Origin of the sequence: Pseudobacillus sp. 179-B 2D1 NHS, assembly GCF_045370945.1 — a bacterium.
GTDB lineage: Bacteria > Bacillota > Bacilli > Bacillales > Domibacillaceae > Pseudobacillus.
In genome coordinates this window covers 12394-35225 of record NZ_JBIQDP010000036.1, presented here as the reverse complement: position 1 = coordinate 35225, position 22832 = coordinate 12394, and the positions used below count along the sequence as shown (strand labels likewise).

The 22832-nt window shown below is 36.6% G+C and carries 17 protein-coding genes, 2 pseudogenes and 1 riboswitch; of the genes and pseudogenes, 8 read left to right on the top strand and 11 right to left on the bottom strand.

Translation table 11 applies throughout. The features are described 5' to 3' along the window. Window positions 1-103 precede the first annotated feature (103 nt). The 3 genes and pseudogenes from ACH0BF_RS23015 to ACH0BF_RS23005 all read left to right on the top strand — a co-directional run bounded on the left by ACH0BF_RS23015 (window position 104) and on the right by ACH0BF_RS23005 (window position 2858). Complete coding sequence (locus tag ACH0BF_RS23015) at window positions 104-586, top strand: hypothetical protein (RefSeq protein WP_340856919.1); 483 nt, start codon at window positions 104-106, stop codon at window positions 584-586. A gap of 473 nt (window positions 587-1059) precedes the next feature. After that, entirely contained in the window at window positions 1060-1998 is a 939-nt protein-coding gene (locus tag ACH0BF_RS23010) for an SDR family oxidoreductase (RefSeq protein ID WP_340856920.1), read from the top strand. Window positions 1999-2124: 126 nt separating this feature from the next. Further along, window positions 2125-2858 (top strand): annotated as a pseudogene (locus ACH0BF_RS23005) (SMP-30/gluconolactonase/LRE family protein). Between the two features lie 87 nt (window positions 2859-2945). Here ACH0BF_RS23005 and ACH0BF_RS23000 read toward each other — a convergent pair. Then, window positions 2946-4111, bottom strand: a protein-coding gene (locus ACH0BF_RS23000) for an IS3 family transposase (protein WP_406910372.1) whose coding sequence is annotated in 2 segments (ribosomal slippage) — window positions 2946-3853 and window positions 3853-4111 — 1167 coding nt in all. Because the reading frame shifts where the segments join, the coding sequence is not laid out codon by codon here. Window positions 4112-4754: 643 nt separating this feature from the next. Between ACH0BF_RS23000 and ACH0BF_RS22995 the strand changes: the two genes are divergently transcribed. Then, window positions 4755-5654, top strand: coding sequence for an SDR family oxidoreductase (locus tag ACH0BF_RS22995; protein WP_406910371.1), 900 nt, complete (start codon window positions 4755-4757; stop codon window positions 5652-5654). On the opposite strand, the gene ACH0BF_RS22990 is transcribed toward ACH0BF_RS22995, so the two are convergent. Then, window positions 5649-6839 carry an AGE family epimerase/isomerase gene (locus ACH0BF_RS22990; protein ID WP_406910370.1) on the bottom strand — a complete coding sequence of 397 codons (1191 nt, stop codon included), beginning with the start codon at window positions 6837-6839 and terminating at the stop codon, window positions 5649-5651. The genes ACH0BF_RS22995 and ACH0BF_RS22990 overlap by 6 nt on opposite strands. 380 nt (window positions 6840-7219) lie before the next feature. Between ACH0BF_RS22990 and ACH0BF_RS22985 the strand changes: the two are divergent. The 3 genes and pseudogenes from ACH0BF_RS22985 to ACH0BF_RS22975 all read left to right on the top strand — a co-directional run bounded on the left by ACH0BF_RS22985 (window position 7220) and on the right by ACH0BF_RS22975 (window position 8634). Next, a pseudogene (locus ACH0BF_RS22985) lies at window positions 7220-7774 on the top strand (recombinase family protein). A 369-nt stretch (window positions 7775-8143) separates the two neighbouring features. Continuing rightward, window positions 8144-8290 carry a nucleotidyl cyclase domain-containing protein gene (locus tag ACH0BF_RS22980; protein ID WP_406910369.1) on the top strand — a complete coding sequence of 49 codons (147 nt, stop codon included), beginning with the start codon at window positions 8144-8146 and terminating at the stop codon, window positions 8288-8290. A gap of 29 nt (window positions 8291-8319) precedes the next feature. Then, the gene (locus ACH0BF_RS22975; protein WP_406910368.1) at window positions 8320-8634 is read left to right on the top strand and encodes a diguanylate cyclase domain-containing protein; all 315 of its coding nucleotides are present in this window, start codon (window positions 8320-8322) and stop codon (window positions 8632-8634) included. 2200 nt (window positions 8635-10834) lie between these two features. Here ACH0BF_RS22975 and ACH0BF_RS22970 read toward each other — a convergent pair. The 6 genes from ACH0BF_RS22970 to ACH0BF_RS22945 all read right to left on the bottom strand — a co-directional run bounded on the left by ACH0BF_RS22970 (window position 10835) and on the right by ACH0BF_RS22945 (window position 18625). Further along, a complete protein-coding gene (locus ACH0BF_RS22970; RefSeq protein ID WP_406910367.1) occupies window positions 10835-11452 on the bottom strand; it encodes a hypothetical protein in 618 nt (205 codons plus the stop codon). 111 nt (window positions 11453-11563) lie between these two features. Then, window positions 11564-12913 carry a sensor histidine kinase gene (locus ACH0BF_RS22965; protein WP_406910366.1) on the bottom strand — a complete coding sequence of 450 codons (1350 nt, stop codon included), beginning with the start codon at window positions 12911-12913 and terminating at the stop codon, window positions 11564-11566. Further along, on the bottom strand, window positions 12891-13607 hold the full coding sequence (locus ACH0BF_RS22960; protein WP_340856538.1) for a response regulator transcription factor: 717 nt from the start codon (window positions 13605-13607) through the stop codon (window positions 12891-12893). The genes ACH0BF_RS22965 and ACH0BF_RS22960 overlap by 23 nt, the downstream gene beginning before the upstream one ends. Window positions 13608-14284: 677 nt before the next feature. Beyond that, window positions 14285-14443, bottom strand: a complete 159-nt coding sequence (locus tag ACH0BF_RS22955; RefSeq protein ID WP_340856539.1) for a late competence development ComFB family protein — start codon at window positions 14441-14443, stop codon at window positions 14285-14287. Window positions 14444-14678: 235 nt separating this feature from the next. After that, entirely contained in the window at window positions 14679-16409 is a 1731-nt protein-coding gene (locus ACH0BF_RS22950) for a methyl-accepting chemotaxis protein (protein WP_340856541.1), read from the bottom strand. A 59-nt stretch (window positions 16410-16468) separates the two neighbouring features. After that, the gene (locus ACH0BF_RS22945) at window positions 16469-18625 is read right to left on the bottom strand and encodes a sensor domain-containing protein (protein ID WP_406910365.1); all 2157 of its coding nucleotides are present in this window, start codon (window positions 18623-18625) and stop codon (window positions 16469-16471) included. Window positions 18626-18698: 73 nt separating this feature from the next. Further along, a riboswitch (cyclic di-GMP riboswitch) is annotated at window positions 18699-18781 on the bottom strand. Between the two features lie 664 nt (window positions 18782-19445). Between ACH0BF_RS22945 and ACH0BF_RS22940 the strand changes: the two genes are divergently transcribed. Continuing rightward, window positions 19446-19613: a response regulator transcription factor gene (locus ACH0BF_RS22940; protein WP_340856545.1), complete on the top strand. Its 168-nt coding sequence runs from the start codon at window positions 19446-19448 to the stop codon at window positions 19611-19613. Between the two features lie 369 nt (window positions 19614-19982). On the opposite strand, the gene ACH0BF_RS22935 is transcribed toward ACH0BF_RS22940, so the two are convergent. The 3 genes from ACH0BF_RS22935 to ACH0BF_RS22925 all read right to left on the bottom strand — a co-directional run bounded on the left by ACH0BF_RS22935 (window position 19983) and on the right by ACH0BF_RS22925 (window position 22815). Beyond that, on the bottom strand, window positions 19983-20810 hold the full coding sequence (locus ACH0BF_RS22935; RefSeq protein ID WP_340856546.1) for a TrmB family transcriptional regulator: 828 nt from the start codon (window positions 20808-20810) through the stop codon (window positions 19983-19985). Between the two features lie 405 nt (window positions 20811-21215). Continuing rightward, complete coding sequence (locus ACH0BF_RS22930) at window positions 21216-21449, bottom strand: hypothetical protein (RefSeq protein ID WP_406910364.1); 234 nt, start codon at window positions 21447-21449, stop codon at window positions 21216-21218. Between the two features lie 454 nt (window positions 21450-21903). Continuing rightward, window positions 21904-22815, bottom strand: coding sequence for an endonuclease I family protein (locus ACH0BF_RS22925; protein WP_340856922.1), 912 nt, complete (start codon window positions 22813-22815; stop codon window positions 21904-21906). Window positions 22816-22832: the final 17 nt, after the last annotated feature.

The following is a 22832-nucleotide window of genomic DNA, read 5'->3' as shown; positions in this document are numbered from 1 at the left end:
TCAAGCCATTGAGGATCAAGTTAGAAGAACAGCTTAAGACTTAACTTTTTTGTGTCCAAATTATTGACTCAAATCCAAAAATATATAATAAAAAGGAGAAAAAATGTCTGTTAACGAAAAATTATTTAAAATTGTTAATAATAAAGCTTTTATGGCAATTTTCTTTGGGTGGCTAATGACAGGGTTTTCGCAATTATATAACCGTCAATATTTTAAAGCTTTACTTTTTTTAATTCCTAATTTTATCAACAACCAATTGGGTCATTTAAATGAAGCAATTCTATACTCCTTTTACGGTGAGATTGATAAATCTCAAGCTTTGTTGGATTTTCAATGGATTTTATACTACCCAGCTTTTTTTACTGCTTCTCATTGTGATGGGTATAGGGAAGGGTATAAGAAGCAATATCTAAGTTCAATGCCTACTTCTCATTACCTTCCATTTATTTTATCTGGGATGTGTTCAACAGTCGGGATTATTATAGGGGCTAAACATGTCCCAGGACCAATATTTTTAGGTTTATGCGGATATTTTTTAGGTGGAATATTAGGAATAATTTTAATAAAAAAGTCAAATGATTATTAAGTGGGTTCCTGCCGACAAAATGCAGATTTCCTTCTTCAACTAAAAGCACTTATCACAGTAGCTTCCAATGGAAGAAGGAATAATTCCCCAAAACTTGCGGGAGTTTAATAAAAGATTTCTTATAAATCAAAATACGATTGATTAGATGACTGGATAATACTGCTCATACCGTGGATTACAATAATATGGTGGTCTAGGTCCAATTTTAGGCATTTGCCAAGGATGAGAGTTGAAATCGTATAACATTTCAATCTTTTCATTAGAGTGATCCACCAACAAAAACCTTACTTCTGGATTATAATAATGCAAAGTGATAACCTCCCTAGAGTTTTCTTTTTCCTTCACCTTATTCAACTTTTCAAAGTATTGAGCCCGTACTAACGATAGTGTTTAGCAAATTAACTTGACCATGCACTTTATTAGCCCATACAACATAAAGTAACCGAAGAATGGTTATTTCGAGGAGGAGCACTATGTCACAAGATCATCAAAAATATCAACAAAACACAAATGAGCAAGGTTATCCAATGTATCCAAACTACGGGAAAATAACACGATATGAAGACATTCCAATTACTGTGCCAGAACAACGTCAGCTTCGCCAGCCTGGTGTAGAAAAGCTGATGGTTCCAAGGCCTATTATTGAAAATCCCAATTATAAGGGAAGCGGAAAACTGGTAGGAAAGGTCGCACTTATCACAGGCGGTGACAGTGGAATTGGTGCAGCAATCGCCATCGCGTTTGCTAAAGAAGGAGCTGATGTTGCCATTTCTTATTTAGACGAACACGAGGATGCGAACCGAACAAAAAGGAGAATTGAAGAGGTTGGACAACGTTGTTTGTTATTGTCAGGTGACTTGCGAGACAAACAACAGTGTATCGCCATTGTGGAACAAACAGTAAATACGTTCGGGCGTCTCGATATCCTCTGTAACCATGTTGGTATCCAGTTTCAACAATTAAGCCTGCTAGATATTACCGATGAGCAATTTGATGATACCTTTAAGGTAAATATCTACTCACACTTCTACACAACTCGAGCAGCACTTCCGTATCTAAAAGCAGGTAGTTCAATAATAAATACAGCTTCTGTTGTGGCGTATATTGGGAATAAACAATTGATTGATTATACAGCGACTAAAGCGGCTATTGTTGGTTTCACCCGTGCTTTAGCAAACAACCTTATAGATAAAGGCATACGGGTAAACGCGGTTGCTCCTGGAAGGATATGGACACCTCTCATACCAGCAAGTTTCTCTGCGGACCAGGTTACACTTGTTGAAAATCCAATGCAACGTCAAGGTCAGCCCTTTGAACTTGCCCCTACGTATGTTTATCTTGCTTCCGACGATTCGCGTTTCGTGACAGGTCAAACAGTTCATGTTAACGGAGGGGAATGGACGTCATCCTAATTAAAGGTGTCTGTCCAACTGTTAAAATTAAGCTATTGAAGGAGGAAAAAAATGCATTCAATTTAATTAGTTCTGGATGCAAAAGCTGAACTTAGTAAGGGGCCGAGTTGGGATTCACGCGGAAAAGTGCTGTACTGGGTAGAGTGTACAAGGCAAAAGTTGCATGTATATAGTCCATCGAAGAATAAACATACGATCTTTGACAGCGGACAGTATATTGGCTCAGTTGTTCCGAGAAAATCGGATGGCGTTGTGATCACATTAAAACATGGGTTTTATGTTTATGAATTCGAAACAGGGAATATGACATTTATCGGGGCTGTCGAGTTGCATAAGCCAAGCAAACGATTTAATGACGGAAAATGCGACGCGGCTGGACGTTTCTGAGCGGGTACTACGAGTCATGACTCGACTCTGAATGTCGGAGCTCTTTAGTGCCTGGAGACTGATTGGAGAATCAAAAAGGTGTTAGACAATGTCACTATTTCGAATGGTATCACTTGGAGTCCTGACAATTCAACGATGTACTATATCAATTCACCGACAAAGAAGGAATGCTTTGGGTTGCGATATGGAACGGTAGTGCTGTAACAAGGTGGAATCCAAAAACAGGTAAGCTTCTTGAAATTGTTAATGTTCCTGCAACTCACACAACCTCTTACGTATTTGGCGGTGATGATTTGCATGAACTCTATATTCCCTCTGCTCGGATCGGTTTGAAAGAAAGGATATTGGCGAAGGAATCTTATACTGGCGGCTTATTTGTTGTCAATACCCAAAGTAAGAGGTCTTCCAACATATGCCTTTGGAGGGTAAGTAGGGTTTTTCATGCTATGTCCTCTTATCTATATTTATATTAAGGTTTTGTTTAAATACATGTAGTGTTCATTAAACCCTTAAGAAAACTTGATTACTGGATTTGAGTCAATAATTTGGACACAAAAAAGTTAAGTCTTAAGCTGTTCTTCTACTTGATCCTCAATGGCTTGAGGCGTTTGATAGTCAATGCTGCTGTGAATTCTCTTTCGGTTATACCAGCCTTCTATAAACTGAAATATGGCCAGCTTTGCAGCTAGATAGTCCGTGTATTGCGTATGATACACTTCTTCTTTCTTTAATATAGCGTGAAACGACTCTATACAGGCATTATCATAAGGACAGCCTTTCCGGCTGAAAGATTGCTTGATTCTTTGTTTTTGAACATGCCGAGTAAACTTACTGCTGGTATATTGTGAGCCAAGATCGGTATGAAGAATTAAGCCCTTTCGGGGCTTTTGGGAAAAACAGGCATTTTGAAGTGCTTCGATTACCAATTCTGATGTCATAGAACGAGAAAAAGAATAGCCAACGATTTTTTTCGAATGCAGATCCAATACAGAGGCCAAATAGCACCAGCCATCTCTTGCCGTAGGGATATAGGTAATATCCGCCACCCATTTTTCATTGATTGTGCAGGTAGAGAAGTCTCGCTTTAAAAGGTTGTCCAGCTGCACGACCTTTTCCTTTGAGGGATAGGAACGATACTTCTTCTTGGTAATCGAACGGATGTCGGCCTTTTTCATTAGGCGCTGGACGCGCTTTAGGCTTAGGAAAAACCCTCTGTTTAATAAGGTTTTATGAATTTTTGGAGCGCCATAACGAGCCTTACTTTCCAGGTGAATCCGTCGGATTTCCTTCGTGAGTTCCCGGTTTTCTATCGCACGCTTTGAAGTTGTTTTTTCAAGGGAATCATAGTAGCTACTTCTTGGCACGGCCAGTACTTCGCACATTTTCTGGATAGGGTATTGATCTTTGTGTTCCTCGATAAAATCATTAAGCTCTGCTTCGGTTACTTTTTCGCGAATATGGCCATAGCCTTTTTTAAGATTTCTACTTCCTGTTTTAACCGAAGGTTTTCTTTCTGAATATCCGCTAACTCTTTCGGTGTCAGGGCCTCTTTCTCCGAACTGATGGGGGTAAAATCTTTCAACCATTTATAAATCGTTACTTCTGATACGCCATATTCGCTGCTTAACTCTTTAACTGAGCTACCGGAATGATATAAATCCACAATTGTTTTCTTAAAGTCATCATTATATTTTTTACCTGCAGGCTTACGTTCCAATTCGGACATATCCTCTCAAAATAATTGTAAGGACTTAATTAAACTGTGTCCATGAAACTATACTAACTCCATACTTTGTCTTTATCTCTCTTTGCTAGTCTCTTCATCCTTTGATATATATGGCCTAAATATGACAGCCAATACAATTGTTGATATGAGTAATTAAGCGTATTTATCGTGTACCCGCCTACCTGTATATACTTCTTTTGTATAGATAAAGCAAATAACAAAGTACATTCCAGATAAGATTAATAGGTCGTTTTGCAATTCTAAGACATTTCTAACTATGTCCATACTCCCTCTTTTGAAACCAAGGAATTTCCATTTTAGGTAGATGTCCTAATGAAATCCCTGTATTTTCGTTTATTGATTTGTAAAGGGATAAAATAAGTCTCTTAAAATCAATCACATAATGAGAATGATGTAATTCTCCGTGGAAAGTATGTAATATGGACAAATTGAGTTATGATAAAGGTTTGTAGTAAATTTAAGTATAAAAAAAGAAAGGTCGCTCTCGACTTACATTATCTGCTAACTGGTTCAAATTAATACCTATGGAATCTCCCTATAATAAGAGCAATGGAGTTTGTCGTGCATTAAATTTATTTTTTAATCTGAATACATTCAAGTAAATTGATAAAGAGGTGTAATCATGGATTCAAAGTCATCCTATTTCGGATCAGAAATAAAGTGTGAAGAAGTCCACAACACATTTCCACCCCAGCAGCAGGCTAGACAACCAGGGTTGGAATATTTAATGATTCCTCGGCCTATTTATGATAACCCCCACTATATTGGAACGGGAAAAATGAACAACCAGGTTGCAATAATCAGTGGAGGTGACAGTGGAATTGGTAGAGCTGTAGCAGTAGCTTTTGCGAAAGAAGGAGCAGATCTAGTCCTTGCCTATTTTGATGAACATGAAGATGCTACAGAAACTAAGCAAGCAATTGAGCATTTAGGACAGCGTTGTCTCTTAATTCCAGGAGATTTGCGCAACAAAAATCATTGTAAGTATGTGATCTCTTGTGCCCTTGAAACATTTGGCAAAATAGATGTTCTTGTCAATAATTTAGCGGTTCAATTTATCCAAAATCGATTTTTAGATATTAGCGATGAACAGTGGCATACGACGTTTAACACTAATATACATCCGTTTTTTTACATGACGAAGGCTGCACTTCCTCATATAACTGAAGGAAGCAGCATTATTAATACAACGTCGATTAATGCTTATATTGGTCGGAAGGATTTGATAGATTATACAACTACGAAAGGGGCAATCGTCAGCTTTACACGAGCCCTTGCCAATAACATCATAGACCAAGGAATTAGGGTGAATGCTGTTGCCCCAGGCCCAATCTGGACACCACTTATTCCTGCTACTTTTACACCTGATATGGTTAAAACATTTGGAAGTGACGTACCAATGAAACGTGCAGGTCAGCCATACGAACTAGCTCCTGTATATGTGTTGCTTGCTTCAAGCGATGGCTCTTATATAACGGGACAGACAATTCATATTAACGGTGGTGGCTTTGTTGGTTCATAATTGGTAAAAGGACGTTAACGCAGTGAGGCAATTCGTTATGGGATGATAATCTGTTTTCGGAGGAGGGCTTTTTATATTGCTGTAACGGTGATTGAACTTATTAAGCAGATGATACCAGCCCCCTCTTTGTTGATCAACAAAATATGCCCAGCAATAGGCAAATAGATCATTGTACAGATATAGTTCATTGCGATCATATACTGCAAACAGGGATGATGCTCCTAATGCTTCTGCCATGACCCAGTAGTATTTATCAGAATCGATGATGCTGCCCCCAGGAGCCATGCTAAAATAAATCCCTCCATTTTTTCGATCTAACCCCAAGCGAATAGCGCTTTGAAATAAGGATTTAGCCATCAATCCACGCCAATTGCTGAGCTCGAGTCGTTCAATAAGCAGCAATAGTTTGCTCCATTCAATTGAATGACCAAAAATAAAGCCATAAGGACGAAGCTCACTTTTCGTAATTCCATAATTGTACGTCCAATCGATTGTCCAGTCTTCATGATAGTGCTCCCAAATTAGACCTCCTGATTGAGGAAGAAGACGAAACATTATCGACTCAGCAATGCGTTTCGCTCTCTCAAGATAATACTTTTTCCCAGTTGCTTCATATGCTGTAATCATCGCTTCGCATAGATGCATGTTGGCATTCTGTCCACGATAAGGAGATATTTCGGACCAGTCGGCTGAGATTTCATCAAGATAAAGCCCCTCTTTTTCCCTCCAAAAATAGCGTTCTAATACATCGAATGTATCGGCTATAATGGGAACAGCGGATGATATTCCTGCTTTAGATGCCATAGCCGCGGCTAACAAAACAAAGGCATGACCATATGCTTTTTTAGTTGAATTAGTTACAGATTGGCCCTTCAATTCCCAATAGTATCCACCATGCAAGTGGTCGCGTTGATGATTCTGTAAAAATGAAATACCGTGCTCTGCTAGTTGTCTATACTCTTGAGTAGGTCTCAACAGCGATGCCACACTAAAAATAAACACAAATCTCGCTTGACCCACAAGCTGTTTAGTTTCATAATCACAGATTGTTCCGTCATCAAGAAAGCAGTTGATATATCCACCGAAAACTTTGTCTACACATCGAGGTGCATAAAAGTTCACAGTATCAAGGATATGCTGTTTTAAAAAATATGCTGATGCAAAATTCGGCAATTTTCGTTCCATCTTAGATCCCTCCTTATTTAAGATACTTTATGATGTGCCCCAAAAAATAATCATAAGAATAGAGAGACAGATAGAAATTTTCATAAATTGAAACTTGAGATGATTGTTTTACCCTTATTCCATTAAGTCGAAGGTTCGCTGAATAACGCGACTGTCATGTTAATACATACCACTACCCAAAACCAGTATTTTGTAACGAATATTCATTCATCTACTTGCCTTTGATTTTATTAAGATCTTAGGTTACCAAAAAGAAGTCCAAATACCTTTACAATAAAGACACCTCCAGTAAAATTAAATTATACATGTATATTGGAGGTTACATAGGATTATCGGAATATGCATGTGTCTCTACTGTTGACCAAAACTTAGATCGGTAAATTATTATACTTACTGAATATGGTCGTAAAAAAATAGTAAAGAAAAAGTTTATAGGTACTATTAAAGATCGAAAAGGAATTCATCAACTGTTTGATGTAATCAGGCGAGGCGATACAGTTGTAGTGGAAAGCATATTTCGTTTAGAACGCAAAACATTGGATATACTCAATATTATTCAACAGTTAGAAGAGATAGGAGTACAATTCATATCTTTAAAGGAAAATATGAATACAAGAACCTCTAAAGGTAAAGCCATGTTCCAAATAAGGTGTGTGATTGCTGAATTAGAAAGAGACCTTATTGCCGAAAGAGTAAAGGAGTGACTCGAAGCAAATAAAAGGCGTGGAAAAGAATTAGGTAGACCCAAGTTAGATAAAGTAAAGCTTACTGTTGTGCTACGGATGTATGATAGTAAAGAATATTCTATAAAGGAGATAGTCCCAGCAACTAGAATATCTCAAGGTTCTCTATATAGAGCGATCAACCGAAGAAAACTTGGGGGAAATAAAAAAATAAGAAGTATTTTTTATTTCCCCCAAGTTTTCTTCAGTTAATTGTATAAAAAAGCGCCGCCATTTTAATGGTTAATTCAGTGATTATCTTATACTGAGCCAGTTGAAACCGAAAAGTGAATTTTCTTTTTTGCACTTGCAGTAAGAGCATATATCTCTTCCAATGAAAATAACTTATATGGTCAAAGATTATTCCACATCCTTCTAATCAATAGGGTATTTTTCCTTTTTTATGATATAACCGCTAGAAATCGACAATTAAATAAGAAAGGTACTTTACATGAAATATACCGGCCGTATTAGTTTTGTGAGCATTTCTATCGCGTTCTCGTTTATACAAATTTTCTTTTTAGGAGAAGAACAATCGAGAGCTTTTGGCATTAGTAATTGCATGGTTTATCGGGTGGCGATATGACAAAATTGAGTTTTTATGCGAATCACGATTACCTGACGGAACTGCTCAATCGAAGACTTGCTTTAAAGATGTTCTTAAAACTAGAAGATAAATCAGCCCAGGCTCACTCTCTTTTAGCTGTTTTTATTGTTGGACGTCAATAATTTTAAAGAATTAAACGATCGGTTCGGTCATGAAACAGGAAATTATGCTTTTGTTAGATCATGCTCGAAAACCTGATGTTGTGGCCCGTTGGGATGGCGATGAATTTGTCATTATATCTCTTGGATTAACTCATGAGAAGGCAGAACACTTGATAGACAAGTTGGAAGAAGAAATACTTGAACAAATAAATCAGGCTAAGATTCCTTTGAAGATAGGTGTTTTCACTGGGTATGCCCTCTACCCAGAAGAAGGCCACTCGTTAGAGGAACTTATCCATGTGGCGGATCATAAAAAAACACGGGCAAAAGACGGTTTCCAAGGAGCAAGTGGCACCCCCGCATAGTCAAAAAAAGGCTGTAAATGTTCTCAAAATAAAAAGATAAAAAGGAGCGTTTTTAATGTTTCGGAACGGCGAAACTGTAAGATGGCAAGGGATTTTAATGCCTAAACACAAAAAGTGGTTGAGAAGTGAGTTCAAGAACAATCATACCTCCTCTCAATATCAACCTGTTAAAACACAAACCAAAGAAATGGGATAGCTTTTAATCAAAAGCTTGAAGGAAAAAGTTCATTGAAAGTAACTACTTGTAAAGACGGATACCTTGCATCGAAAACCGAAAAAGTCACGGAAATTGATCGTTATAGCAGGAAAATTACACTACAAGATGAATGGGGTTCATCTTATACATTAAATCTTTTTTATATTATAGTAAGCATGACATAGAAGCCTGTTTATTCCCAAAAGTACGCTCAAGCAATATGTAAACTTAATTGTAAACGAAAACCATCTATCCTCATCTTCCACAAAGCTTTTATACAATCAAGTTGTATATACTTGATATCCGAAATAAAACATCTGTGTAAACTTTACTAATTCTTAATATGCACCTTTTTCTGTAGGTCTGAAATATAGTTTGATCATGTTCATCCGGGTTTTTATGCCTTTTTAGTTTAACCATTATCCTCACTCTCCCTCATTTCACCTTAAAGAATATTCCATTCATAGTCCTTTTTGTAATAAATTGTAGTAATCAAGCGAAATAATGGACATGCTAGTTAGGTAACGTTTTTCCTACTGGGGAGGAGATGAGATACGTGTTTCAAAAAATAATCAAATGGATGTTAGTTATGCATTCCATTATTCTTATTTTGTATGTGGGGATTATAAGTTTACATATCGTGTTTTATCCAAATGTCCATCTGCCTGTGTCAGAGGCTTGGAAAAGTATGCTTCTTTGTTTTGCGAACGGTTTATTCTCCCAGTATATGGATGCATATTTGAATAACAACAAAAAAACTGCTAAACAAACAAGGAAGAAGCGGAAAATATTAGGCCTGAAGGGCTTAGGATACCCATAAAAATACTCAAGTATATTCTTCTTTTTATAGTTTTTCTTTGCTGGTTTTCTATTCTTTATTTTTCATTTCCAACAGAAGCCCTCCCCTAGATACTCCCTTTTTTTTGCAGTGATTTTTCCATACAGCGTTATTTTTTAAAATACTGCCGCAACCTTGCTTGAAGCATAGCATAAAATAGAATAGAAAGAACAAAAGCTCTTCCCTTTCATTCTTTTACTCCTGAATAAAATAATGAGTCCCTGTGTGGCAGAATAAATGTCAGTAAGCCGCACACAGGGACTATTTTCTTTTACGGATAAAAAACACCTGTCTGCCCAGACACCAGGCGGATTTTCTCAGTTGCTAATTATAAACTTTTAGAAAAGAGGGGATTCTATGCTTTTTTTAAGAGGGGAAAAATCAGTTATACAAACTGTTAATATAATGACGAAACACTTGCAGTGGAATATGAATCCCTTGCTGTCTACACTTACTTAGAAGAATATTTTCGCACAACAGGTGATGGACAGCTTACTGAAGAAGTTTACGAGCGGTCCACCCAGCTGGTTAAGGACGGTATTTTAAAAGAATCACACTTTTTCTATTATATCCTTTACGAAACTAAAAAAACGCAATAAAAACACAATCTAAGATAGAGTAACGGATCAGCTGAAAAGCTTCTGATGAGAAAAAAGAGAACCCTCGTGTTTTATTTTTTGAGGATACAGCGGAACTTTCGTTTATGTATTTGCTTTGTCCTCCATTCTCAAAGAAACGTACCTTACTATCCTCTGTCACTGTAACAACAGGGAAGTCTCCATCCATGAATAGGGTCTATCACCAAAGAACAAAGTCATCTAATGTTACCTTATTAAATATAATAGCCTTCCATCATTCAATTGATGGAAGGCTATCAAAGTTGTTTAAAATTAAAGAGAGCCGTTTAGAACCCCCTCGGCATATTTGCTTGAACCGCTCCTTGTCACTATTTGTATAGAAGCAGTTTTTTACTCTCTTTTAAAAGAGCATCAGACTTTTTGATCGGTGCAATATACGATTGGATAATTGAAATAATGTAGTGATCAAGTATAACCTAAAACATCTCTTCTGATTAGCAGATAAATGTCTATCAATAAAAGATACACAGTCCAATCACTAACAAAGCCGATCCGAGGTAAAGATAGTTTAAGATATGATTTTGATAATTAGTCATCATCGTCCTCATAATCTGAATCTGTCTCAAGATCTATTATTTGAAATTGATCATTAAGAGTAATTTCAGCCGTGAGGCCTTCTAATTTACCTATATACCCCTCTGTATCCATTCGAAAATTGGAGGCTTTTACAAAGGTTTCTTGAGTGCCGTTATAATCAATCGTTACATCTTTGTCTGTAACCTTAACAATCATGCCGAAAGCATCCACAGTATTCTCTGTTTCAATGTGGTAGGCTAACTCACCATTTGCATTGATATCTGCCAGTACACCTTTTTTTAGAGGTGAAAATAAATCCTCGACTTTTGTATTTTTATTGATGGTAAAGGTTTTTGCTCCTTGAAGGGGCACACTAATAGTGATTTTGTCTTCTGTTAATTCAATGACTTTCCCCTCAACTCCAATGAACGGTGAGTTTGAGCTACTAGAAGTTGTCGAATTCTGATTTAAAGTCGTACTATTAGAATTAATCGTTTTATGATCCGCTTCTGTTTGGTAATTTTGATACCCTCTTGTGTCGTCATTAAAGTTATCAAACAGCATCAGAGCCCCGATTCCAATCAATAGTGTTAATCCAACAAGTATGGTTATTTTCATCCCAGATTTCATCTATATCCCTCCACAAGTATTCTATATGGATAGTTTAGCAAGGAAATTTAAGATAACTATTGGATAATGATAAGAATTTCATTAGAAAATACTAGGTTTTTTCTTAAATAGCTAAATATCAGTCTTCAGTGTAACGGTTACTATTGTTCCTTTGTTTAATTCACTTTCAATAGAAATAGAACCATCACTTTGTTTTATGAGTGAATATGCAATTGCAAGACCTAATCCCCTACCTCCAGTGGCTCGTGTTCTAGATTTATCCACTCGGTAAAAGCGCTCAAATAATCTAGGAATATCATTTTTAGGAATACCAATTCCTTGATCAATAATTTGTATAATAGCCCTATCTTCATTTTGAAAAACTTTCACTGTAACTTCTTTCTGACTATATTTCAAAGCATTATCTAATAAAATAAATAAAATCTGTATAAATTTTTCCTTATTCGAAAGACCCGATATGGATTTAGAATCATTGATAACTCGAATGGGCCGATCAGTTGCAACTTCAAGACGCTTGGCTGTTTGTTTACATAGCTCTGTAATGTTAATAACTTCTTTCTCAAACGGTTGTTTATTGATTGCAGCCAGGTCAAGGAGTTGTTCCACCATATTCTTTATGCGTTTAGATTCATCCTGTATAGTTTCAATCCCTTCGTTGAGTAGATCCGGATTATCCTTGCCCCAGCGATTTAACATAGAGGCATAGTTTTCAATCACTGTTAATGGGGTTTTTAACTCATGAGACGCATCGCTAATAAATTGCTCCTGCTTTTGAAAGATTTCTTTTAAATAATCAATCATACGATTAAAATTATCTGCTAACTGAAATATTTCATCATGTTTCTTTTGAGGAAGTTGTATCTTCTCGAATCGCCCGTATTTTTGGATGTTATCCATAGTGGTTCCAATGACAGATACGGGTCTTAAAAATATTCTAGAAGTTATTTTTCCAAAGAAGACTGCCAAAACGATCAATAGCACTGATACACCAATTAGAATTGTTAGCAATATTTCAATATCTTCTAAATGATCATCCAAAACTCTCGAAAGTTCTATCGTTCCAATCCTTTGGTTATTTTTAAATATAGGTGCTGTAAAGACAACAATCATATCTCCATCCAGTCTAATCATATCAGTTTGATTAACGACTGAATGGTTAATAGGTAGATTAAATAAATCATCCTCCTCCCCAGTACGCATAATAACTTGATTTTCTTTATCTATAATTCGAACCATCCCATCATCCGGTAAAACTGACTGTAATAAAGGACGCATTGAGGGGGAAAACAAATCATTAGTGTTTAATTTTTCTAATAATCCTTCCCCTATTTCTTTAAGATTTTCCACCTCCCGATTTTCAGTCAACTTCACATAAGAAAAATAAATAATGGTGTTGGCAATCAATAGGATGAGAAGAGACCAACAAACTAAAAGTAAACTAAGCTTTGCTTTGATACTCATTTTTCTTTCCTTTGATCATAAAGCCCACTCCACGAACCGTATGAATAAGGGGATGTGAGAACCCATGATCTATTTTTTTTCGTAGATAACCCATGTATACGTCTACTACATTCGTTTCCCCTACATAATCAAATCCCCATACTGCGTTAAGTAGTTGATCTCTTGATAAAACTTGATTAGAATGATCCATCATAAATACCAGCAAATCAAACTCTCTTCTAGTCAATTCTACAGATAGATTTGCCCTAAATACAGATCTTGCAACGTCATCAACCTCTAAGTCATCGATGATTTTTAAGGAATTGGTCGAATTCAACTTCATTTTTAATTCCGAGACCCTAAGAGCTGATCTGACTCTTGCTAATAGTTCCTCCATCTCAAAGGGTTTTGTAATATAGTCATTTGCACCATGATCAAGCCCATTCACTTTATCGTATACAGAATTACGGGCTGTAACCAAGATAATGGGCGTTTTTTCATCCTCTAAGCGAACCCGTCGCAGGACCTCAAAACCGCTCATTTCAGGGAGCATAACATCCAGTAAAACGAGGTTCCATTCGCCTTCCTTTACGCGTTTTAAGGCTTCCTTTCCATTTTCCACGGCCTCAACTTCGTATCCCTCATGCTCTAGCTCTAGTGAAAGAATCCGGGCAATCTTCTTCTCATCCTCAACGATTAGGATTTTCTTTTTCATATCACTTTTCCTCCCTTTCCTCTATTAACAACTATGCAAAATGTTTATGACAAGTATTTAAGAAAATCTTAAGAGTTTTATAAGATTCTTTAATTGTTTTACTTTTATCATTACATCTTCACTTAGACTTTTCACCATTTGAGTGTCAGTGAATTCAACCAACCATTTATTGTCCGATACATTGTTATCACTTAATTTCTCGTAACCTGTACTCAAGATGGTATTCAAAAATTGCACCTTTATAACGATAAGGAGCTTTCAACAGGAAAAGCCCGAATTCTTAGCATTAAAGTTAAGAATTTGGGCAATTTGATGATCATCCTTTATTTATAAAAATCATTGAATTCACATGATTTCGATAGTATGTAATGTCTCCGAGACCCTAATAACGGATGAATTCGTCTTTCATTTTGAATTTTTCTTAGTAATCATCCATTCCTGCTTTAACTTTACCTCCGGCAACATGAAACACTTGAAATACAAAGATTCCTTTTCTTTGCCTATAATTTACTTGAAAATTACTTAGTTGATAAGCTTGTAAATGAATCTTGTGTTTATTCTATATTGGTACAGCGTTTATTTGAAGAAACTTGTGCTGCAGCTTGAGCAACGATAGCTATTGTATTATCGTTTTCTTGGGTATTCACAACCGTGTGCATTGCCTCCACTAGAGGACGCTAACTGTCCTTAACAATATATTTTGGACGTACTTTATTTAGTGAAAGCGCTAAAATAACCTCTCGGCACTTCTCACATTTACAAGAAAGATGCAAGCGGTCTAAATGCTCTGCAACTATTCCTTTGATGACACCTTCCATTACATTGTGCACAGCCATTTTTAATCCCTCATTTCTCTTTCATTATGAAGCGGCTAAAAAATATCAATGATTATTTAGAAGAACAAATTATTCTGCACTTTTAAGCTGTGAAGGGCCGCTCCTATGCCCATCAAATTGTCCAAGCAGCTGCCTGATTTCTGTGTCTAACTTTGTATGTTCACTTCAGTTTCGTACACTGTTCTTTCTATCTTGTTATAGAAAGAACAGATGTTTCATCCAATGTATAACGTTGCTAGATCATTTTTTCCAACTGAGATAACAAGGAAATAACATGATCAGAAGCTTCCTGAAGCTGTTCAAAGGCATGTTGAGCTTCAGGAAGATTTCCTTGTTCGTAGCTTTCTACAGCTTGCTTTGCATAATAATGTACAGCTTGGTGAGGCTCTTCGAGCTGTTGAAACGCGGATTGGTTTTTAATGTACGGAGGTAGCTCGCCGTAATACCATTGACCGAGCCTGCACGCTTCATAGGATGAGACCTGATTCGAATCAAGCGTTTCTATCTCAAGCAGCATATTATAAACCTTCCATTTCCAAAGAAGGTGATCTGTTTTGGCCACCTTAATAACATCTTTGGCATTTAGTCTAATATTTGTTTCAAAGAAGGTGCGGCGATACTTATCCATCTGTTTGCTTAGTTCAAAGATTACTTGAGCCGTTCTCTTGGCAATATCTTGAGATAAAGTACCAAGATCAAGCATCGCTGAATTTCGTTGGGCAATTTCCATAATCGCAGAAGTCTGCTCCTCCGTCATTGCCGCAATTTGTGAAGTCGATTGGTTGATTTTCTGCATGGTTGAGACGATTTTTTCTAATGCTTCATCCGCATACTGGGCTTCTTTAACACTTCGCTCAACCAGCTTTTCAGTGCTGCCCATTTGTTGTGTCACTTGATGAGAAACGCTTTGCAAAGATTCCATATTGACGGTAATCTGCATGGTTTGTTCTTTTGTATGTTCAGCTAACTTCCGAACCTCTTTCGCTACAACCGCAAAGCCTTTTCCATGTTCTCCGGCACGCGCTGCTTCAATACTCGCGTTTAGAGCAAGTAAATTCGTTTGATCTGTAATTTCTTGAATCACTTTTACTACACTTTGAATTTGCTCAATTTCCTCATTTAGTTGATTGACTTGTCTCGTCACATCACGGTAGACATGACCCACTTTTTGAATATCCTGTAAGGCTTCATTAATAACCTGTTTGCTTTGCTCAGCCGATTGAACGGCTTCATCTGTTCTTTCAGCTACTTTGACGGAATGATCGGCTACTTCCATAATAGAGGCGCTCACTTCCTCGGCAGCAGCTGTAACATTATGACTTTCCTTCACTATATTGTCCATTTCTGTGATCAGCTGCTTTGTTGTATTCAGCTGTGTCATGTCATTGAGCATGTCAGAAACACCAAATAGAAAAGATTTAAATGTTTCTTCCATGTAAACCTCAACGATAAGCTGCTGGTCGAAGGCTGCTAGTTTCTGAACGGCAAGAACTATCTTCATCATTTGGTTAGGATGCGGATGGAGTTTCTCCATCAATATTGTTGTCATAATTTGAATCAGCAGATGATGCGCAGCAATAAAGTGTTCTGCTGTCAGATGGATGCGGCTGTGCACCTGGCCAACCACGATTCTCGTCAGTATATATTCTTTATCAACGTCCGCTCGGAGGAGCTGCTCAACATACCTTTCCATTGTCAGCCTTAAGCGCTCAACTGTAGAATGTTCTGTGATCATTTGTTTAAGGTGATCTACAGAAGTAATATGCTCGTAAAATTGATTCACTATTTCTTCTTTGTAAGGAAGAAGAATGGGCAGAGCTTCCTTCACATGATCCAGCGTTTCTTGGCTGACTCCCATAAATGCCAGCCGTTCTTTCACCCTTTCTCCTACTGTAGATATCTCTTTTGCCGCAGAATTATCCAAATAGTCCATCCATGACTTTGTTTTCTTTGAAAAAAGCTTCATACTTTTCCTCCCTCAATCCTTATATAGCTGCTCGTTGTCGTTAATGCATCTTCTTTAATCTATCTCTTAATTCCCGTACCTCTGGCAGATTCTTTTAAATACTCTTCAAAGTCCTGACTAGACAAAGGCTTACTAAATAAAAAACCTTGCCCTTGGAGACAGCCATCCTCTCTCAGAACATTTAGCTGTCCCTGATTTTCAACCCCTTCTGCAATCACATTGATGCCAAGGGTTTGTGAAAGTGTCAAGACAGCTTGCACAATAGCCTGACTTTCCTTATTTTGATGAATATCCCGAATGAACGAAGCATCAATTTTCAGCGTATCGACAGGTAAATGCTTAATATAGCTAAATGAACTGTACCCTGTTCCAAAGTCATCAATAGAGATATGAATCCCCAAATCTCTAAGTTGTTGTAAAATAGTTATTGCATTTTCAATATTAACAAATACACTTTCTGTCACTTCAATCTCAAGCCATTTCGGCTCCAATCTGGTTTCTATTAGAATCTTTTCAATTTTCCTTACAATATCAGGGTCCGAGATTTGGCGCGCAGACAAATTGATGGATATCTTTAGCGGAGTATAACCCTTATCTTGCCATTCTTTATTTTGTTCACACCCACGGCGCAGTACCCATTCCCCTAAAGGGATAATTATTCCTGTTTCTTCAGCCAAGGGAATAAAATTATTGGGAGAAATCTTCCCCAGTTCTGGATGATTCCAACGCACGAGCGCTTCCATTCCAATTAATATGTTTTTTGAAAGATCTATTTTCGGTTGATAATCAATATGAAACTGCTCAAGCTGAATCGCTTTTCTCAACTCATTCTCTAATAAAATACGCTCCAATGACTTTTCTTCCATTTCTGCTTCGAAAAAGGCATATCCGTTCCGGCCTCGTTCTTTTACAAAATAAAGAGCGGTATCTGCTTTGCTCAACAGTTCACCAGCTTTCTCTCCATCTTGCGGAAAGGTCGCAATACCGATACTACAGGAAGGTGTATACATCTGGCCGGCGATTTCTAACGGTTCTTGGAAGTCTAAATGAATCCGTTCCACCAGCCGCTCCAGTTCTTCTATTTTGGATATGCCACTTAGCAGTACAGTGAATTCATCGCCTCCTAATCGGGCAACTAAATCCGATGAACGAAGTGACTTTTTAATACGCTCGGCTGCTTTAGTTAAAATGAAATCGCCATTCTCATGCCCCCATGAATCATTCACAAATTTGAATCGATCTAAATCAATAAACATTACAGCAAGCTGAGAAGAGGAACTTTTTGCTTTCTTAATCTCCTCCCGCAAATGCTTCATAAACAATCTGCGGTTCGGCAGATCGGTCAAAGTATCATGATAGGCTAAATGATAAATCATTTTTTCCGACTTTTTCCGATCGGTTATGTCTCTCATGATAAACACGAAATCTTTTGCTTTTCTGTCCCCGTTCATAATGGGACTAATTCTTGCTTCCATATCCTTATACTGATTTCTGCTCGTTCTAATACGAAACTCTATCTGCGAAGACATTTTTTTCTTTTTAGCTAGCAATCTTAATTCAGTGTATAAAATCTTTTGATCTTCTTCATGAATCCACTTGAAGAGCTGGTTAGACTTTAGTTCACACATGTCATGCCCCAGTATTGTTATATGAGAAGGAGAAATGTATTGAAAGTTTCCTTCTTTGTCAATAATTGAAATCAAGTCAGCTGAGTTTTCCGTAATTAAACGGTATTTCTCCTCGCTTCTTCGCATTTCTTCTTCCATTTTCTTTCGAGAACTGATATCATTTCGGATCGACACATATTGATATGGTTTTCCCTGATCATTTAAAAATGGAACAATCGTCGTATCTACCCAGTAAAAAGAACCATCCTTCGCTCTATTCCGCACCTCTCCTCTCCAGGTTTCTCCTGATCCAATTGTAGCCCACATTTGTTTGAAAAATCCCCCAGAATGATAGCCTGAATTTAAAATACGATGGTCTTGACCTATTAATTCTTCTCGGCTATATTTGGAAATTTTACAGAACTGGTCATTTACATGAAAGATCCTTCCCTTTTGATCAGTGATAGCAATGATAGAAGACTGATCCAGTGCATATTTGACATCTCTTAACTCTTTTAACAAGGCTTCAATTGGTTTATTTTTTTCATCTAATGGCTCTATCAAGTGAGAAATTTCAGAAAGATCCGGTGTAACAGGTGCTTTTTTCAATTTATTTTCCTCCAGCTCTATGAAATATATAATGTTTAAGTTAAATAAAACCCATTCGACAAAAAACCGACTCTAAGAAAAGAGTCGGTTGCACTAGTCGCTCCAAGCCATTCAAGTGCCCAGATATAAATGGCTGTTCATCGCTTCTCTATATGACTATTATATTAAGTAGTAAATGGCTTAATTGAATAACTTCTTACGAACATAATAGTTCTTTTAGCCTAAACAGTCAATAAAAAATGGAAAATATAGAAGAAGTAAAATACTCCCTCCCCTCGACAGATTTAGCACTAAAAAGATTATCGTAATTAGGAATTCATTTTGAAAAAGTTTTATCAAAGTGAATTCCTATTCAGAACATTTAAGCTTGGATTTTATAAAAGGTTTGATCATTTTCTAATTTATCCTTGATCATAAAAATACATTTATTTCTAATAAGGGGTACCCCCATTACTAAAGATTATTTAGACAATTATTTTGAAATGGATCAATTAGTTCCTTACAAACTAAAACACATTATCCCCAAGCGCCGTGTAATTGGGCTTCTCGATCTTCAATCAAAAAAAGACTATGAAAAAAGTGAGTATTTTAATAGCTTTATGACAAATATGGATTCTATAACAACACAGGAATATTTTTAGTAAAGGATAATAGAGTTGTTGGATTGGTGGACTTTGTTACTTCAAAAAATAAAAAAGAAATTAATAAAACTGAGGTTATGTGTCTTGAAATTATATTGAGGTATTTAGCGCAAAGATTGCATGAGCACTGGTTATTGAAAACGGTTTCTTTGGAAATTCCTTAACGCCTAGAGAGAGGCGTGTTGCGCTACGTGAAAAAGGAATATTCCAATAAACAAATTGCCGACATGCTATTTATTAGTGAAAATACTATAAAAAAACATATACAGAGCCTTTACGAAAAATTTGATGTTAATAATCGTACAAACCTCTGTTTTAAGGTACATAATTTGGAGAGTTTACAATAATACATTCAAGCTAATGTACTTAAATTTAAAAATGAGTCGATCATGAGCAGATGTAGTGCTAGATTGGAATAAAATTTGACCAAAAATATCTTGGTGCATTTTATTGAGCAGCATATACAAAAATCATGTTTTGGAAAAAGGTTGATCAAAAATAGATTCTTATTCAGCAGCCTTATTTTCATTTTTATAAAAAGTTGCTCATTTTCTACCTGTATCGCATAGCAGTCGCGCCCAATTGTTGAAGTTCAATGGCTGTTGAAGCTGCTCGCGCCTGTGAACTCTAATACCTGTTAGTTTAAGAAAAAAGCATTATTTGCTATGAAGTAATGCTTTTGTTCTTATATTGTATAAAACAATAATAGTATAAATTTAGTCCACGTAATGTTTTTTAAAATTCGGATGGATAGAAAATTTGCGGCGTAAATTGACGAGTTTTTTCCCAAAACTTTCTTCTAAAAGATCTTTATGTTTCTCCATAATTTCCATGAGATACAAATGGTGAATCATGAATTCTGTAATGGGCATGACTAAGCCTACATGCATCGTCCAGGCTGCACGGCTATCTTTCTCCAGTGAGACAATACCTGCTACTACTTCTGAATCATCTCCACTAATAACTAGCCATCGTCCACCGTACTTTTCCGTAATTTCATGACCCATATAGTGGAGGTAAACATTAGCAAAATCAGAGACGATTTCCCCATAAATAATAATCGTTACATTAACTCCTCTTTTTGCTGCCTGTCTTAGTTCAGACTCCAATTCTTCAAATTCTTCTTTCCAAATCTCTAAGAGAATTCTTTTTTTTGCAGATGCTATACAAGCTTTTACCTTATCAAGTATTTCATTGCGTCCCGTGATATTCCAGATGTTTTCACGGTCATTTGCAGAACGTTCAAACTCCGCTAATGACTTTTCTGCCATTTCAAAATTCTCTTCTGCCTTCATTCGACGGCTTTTAATTAGCTCTTTTGCAGGAACAGGTGTATATTGTGGTGTGTTTCCAGGACTAACCAGAATGTCTCCACGCATGGTAAGACTGTCCAGAACTTCATAAATTCTTGAGCGTGGTACACCGGAATTTTTTGCTACTGCATAGCCAGTTAATGGCGATTCTTCCAACAAAGTAAGATATGCTTTCCCTTCATACTCGGTAAAATTTAGATTTTTTAATATTTCTAAAATGTCTTCTTTCATAAGCCCTCCAACACAACCTTAGTCGCTACCTTTGTAACTGGTATTTTAGCAAAATCTGTTGATTTTTTCCATGAGTAGCTGATATACTTCCATAAGTTGTTACTTAAGTAACAACTATTAAGAGCGGGAGGTTAGCCGCAAGTAATCCTAAAAAATAGGGCCTTAATTTTGGAGACAGCGGCTCGGTGGTGGACCAAACAAAAGCATGGATTTGCTAATCCATGCCTGTTTTGGTATTTTTGCTACCTTAATGTGATGTTTACTTTTTAATAAACTCCTCAGACTTACGATATAGCAAATTTTTCAATAGCCAAACGTTAATAGAGTGAGTTGCTGGATGACTAAAGGTTACCTAAGTTTGGATATTAGCCTATTAGTGGTTATGAATAACCGTGAGAAGATAGTCTAGTGGACAATCTTATGTTGAGTGAGTTGTTTGTTTCTCTCATTTTGTTTACTCAAGTAGGTACGGGCCAACCAAACCCATCCGTATACAAACAAAAAGATGCCTAATAAATAGAAAGGACTCGTTAATGTTATAATTTCTTTGCTTAGTAAAAGAATAAAAAAAGCAGAACCGCCTACGAGATAAGAGCTCAACAGCATTAACTTGATCAGGAACTTGCCGGGAAATTTCACGAACCAAACCTCCTGTACTCTAGAATAATGATGCATTGGTTAATATATTCATGATGAAAGAACTTAGTTTTTATACGTTCTATAATCAAATAGGTTTCATCAATAAGAATGGATCGCTACTTCTGCTGAATATACACCCCTCTTCACATGCATTAAGGGTTACTAAGCCGGCTCCTCTGTAATCAGGAACCGGCTTGTCGGTTGGTTTGTCAAACCCTCTTAAAATGTATCATTAAACGCTGGAAAAGGACCGTCTGCTATGGGTTTATTATTAGAAAAGAAATTCGAGAGCTCCTTTCTGGATTTTAGTTAAACTGGCTGTTCCCTGATGAAAATCTAGAAAGAAGGTACCTCTTAGTTTACGCGCATCCTTAAACTTGTTCATACACCTGCCTACAAGTTTTTCATTTCATATATATGACCACACAGTTGCTGTGCTTCCAATTTCAACTAATTAATTTGATAAACCTAGCATAAAATCTATTTGGTCAGCATATTGCGGGAAATCTATTAGGGGATTCCGGTTTTTTTGAATATCAAAAATCGCCTTGTTACGGTGTTTTTCATAAATAGATACTTTATAATCACTGTGCCACTTCAGTAACAGTTCAACGTCTTTATTGCTGTATTGGCTGATTTCTCCAGGATATCTTAATAAAAAATACAACGTTGCTCTGGCAACTTCACCTTTGCCACTTTCAGGTTCAAATTTAGCCTTTTCGTATTTTCCGCATTGTGTTTTAATTACTTCGGTCTCCATTTTAGGAGAATAATCGACGAAATCATAATAAGGATGATTAGATCTTAAGGAATTGCATTCTTTTTCACAAGTAAAAAGATGGTGTAAATCTCCTTTTATTGGGTTACGCTTATCAAACCATGATTGCGGAACAACATGTTCGCAATTGTACATGTTTTCACTTTGAAGGGATGTTATTATTTCTTGTATATGATCATGATTAACCGAGTCACTTTTCAGCAGTTCATCATAAGCTTGTTCTCTTTTCCGATCTGATTCGTAATCTTCTTTCATGACTTGTTCAGGGTCCTTTTCTCTTCCTGAATATATGCTCTTCAAGTTCCCGTCAGCCTGAAGATCGACCAATGAATAAAGATAATTTCGGGTTTTGGAGTTATAAGGAAGCCGATTAGTATGTGTGGTGGCAACTAAATGATTCAATTGTTTAAATAATTCTTCTTTGTTCGCTTCATTAAAATGAATTTGATCGTAATAGTTTGAGATTATATGCTGATCCTTTTCCCAGTCATAATACTCTTTTTTACTTTCAAATCTCTTTTTATTATGCTCCAATTCTAGTAATGCAGCTGTTAAACCTATTTTTTTGTTTGAAGATACTTTTTTCATGCTATCCAATGTGCTTC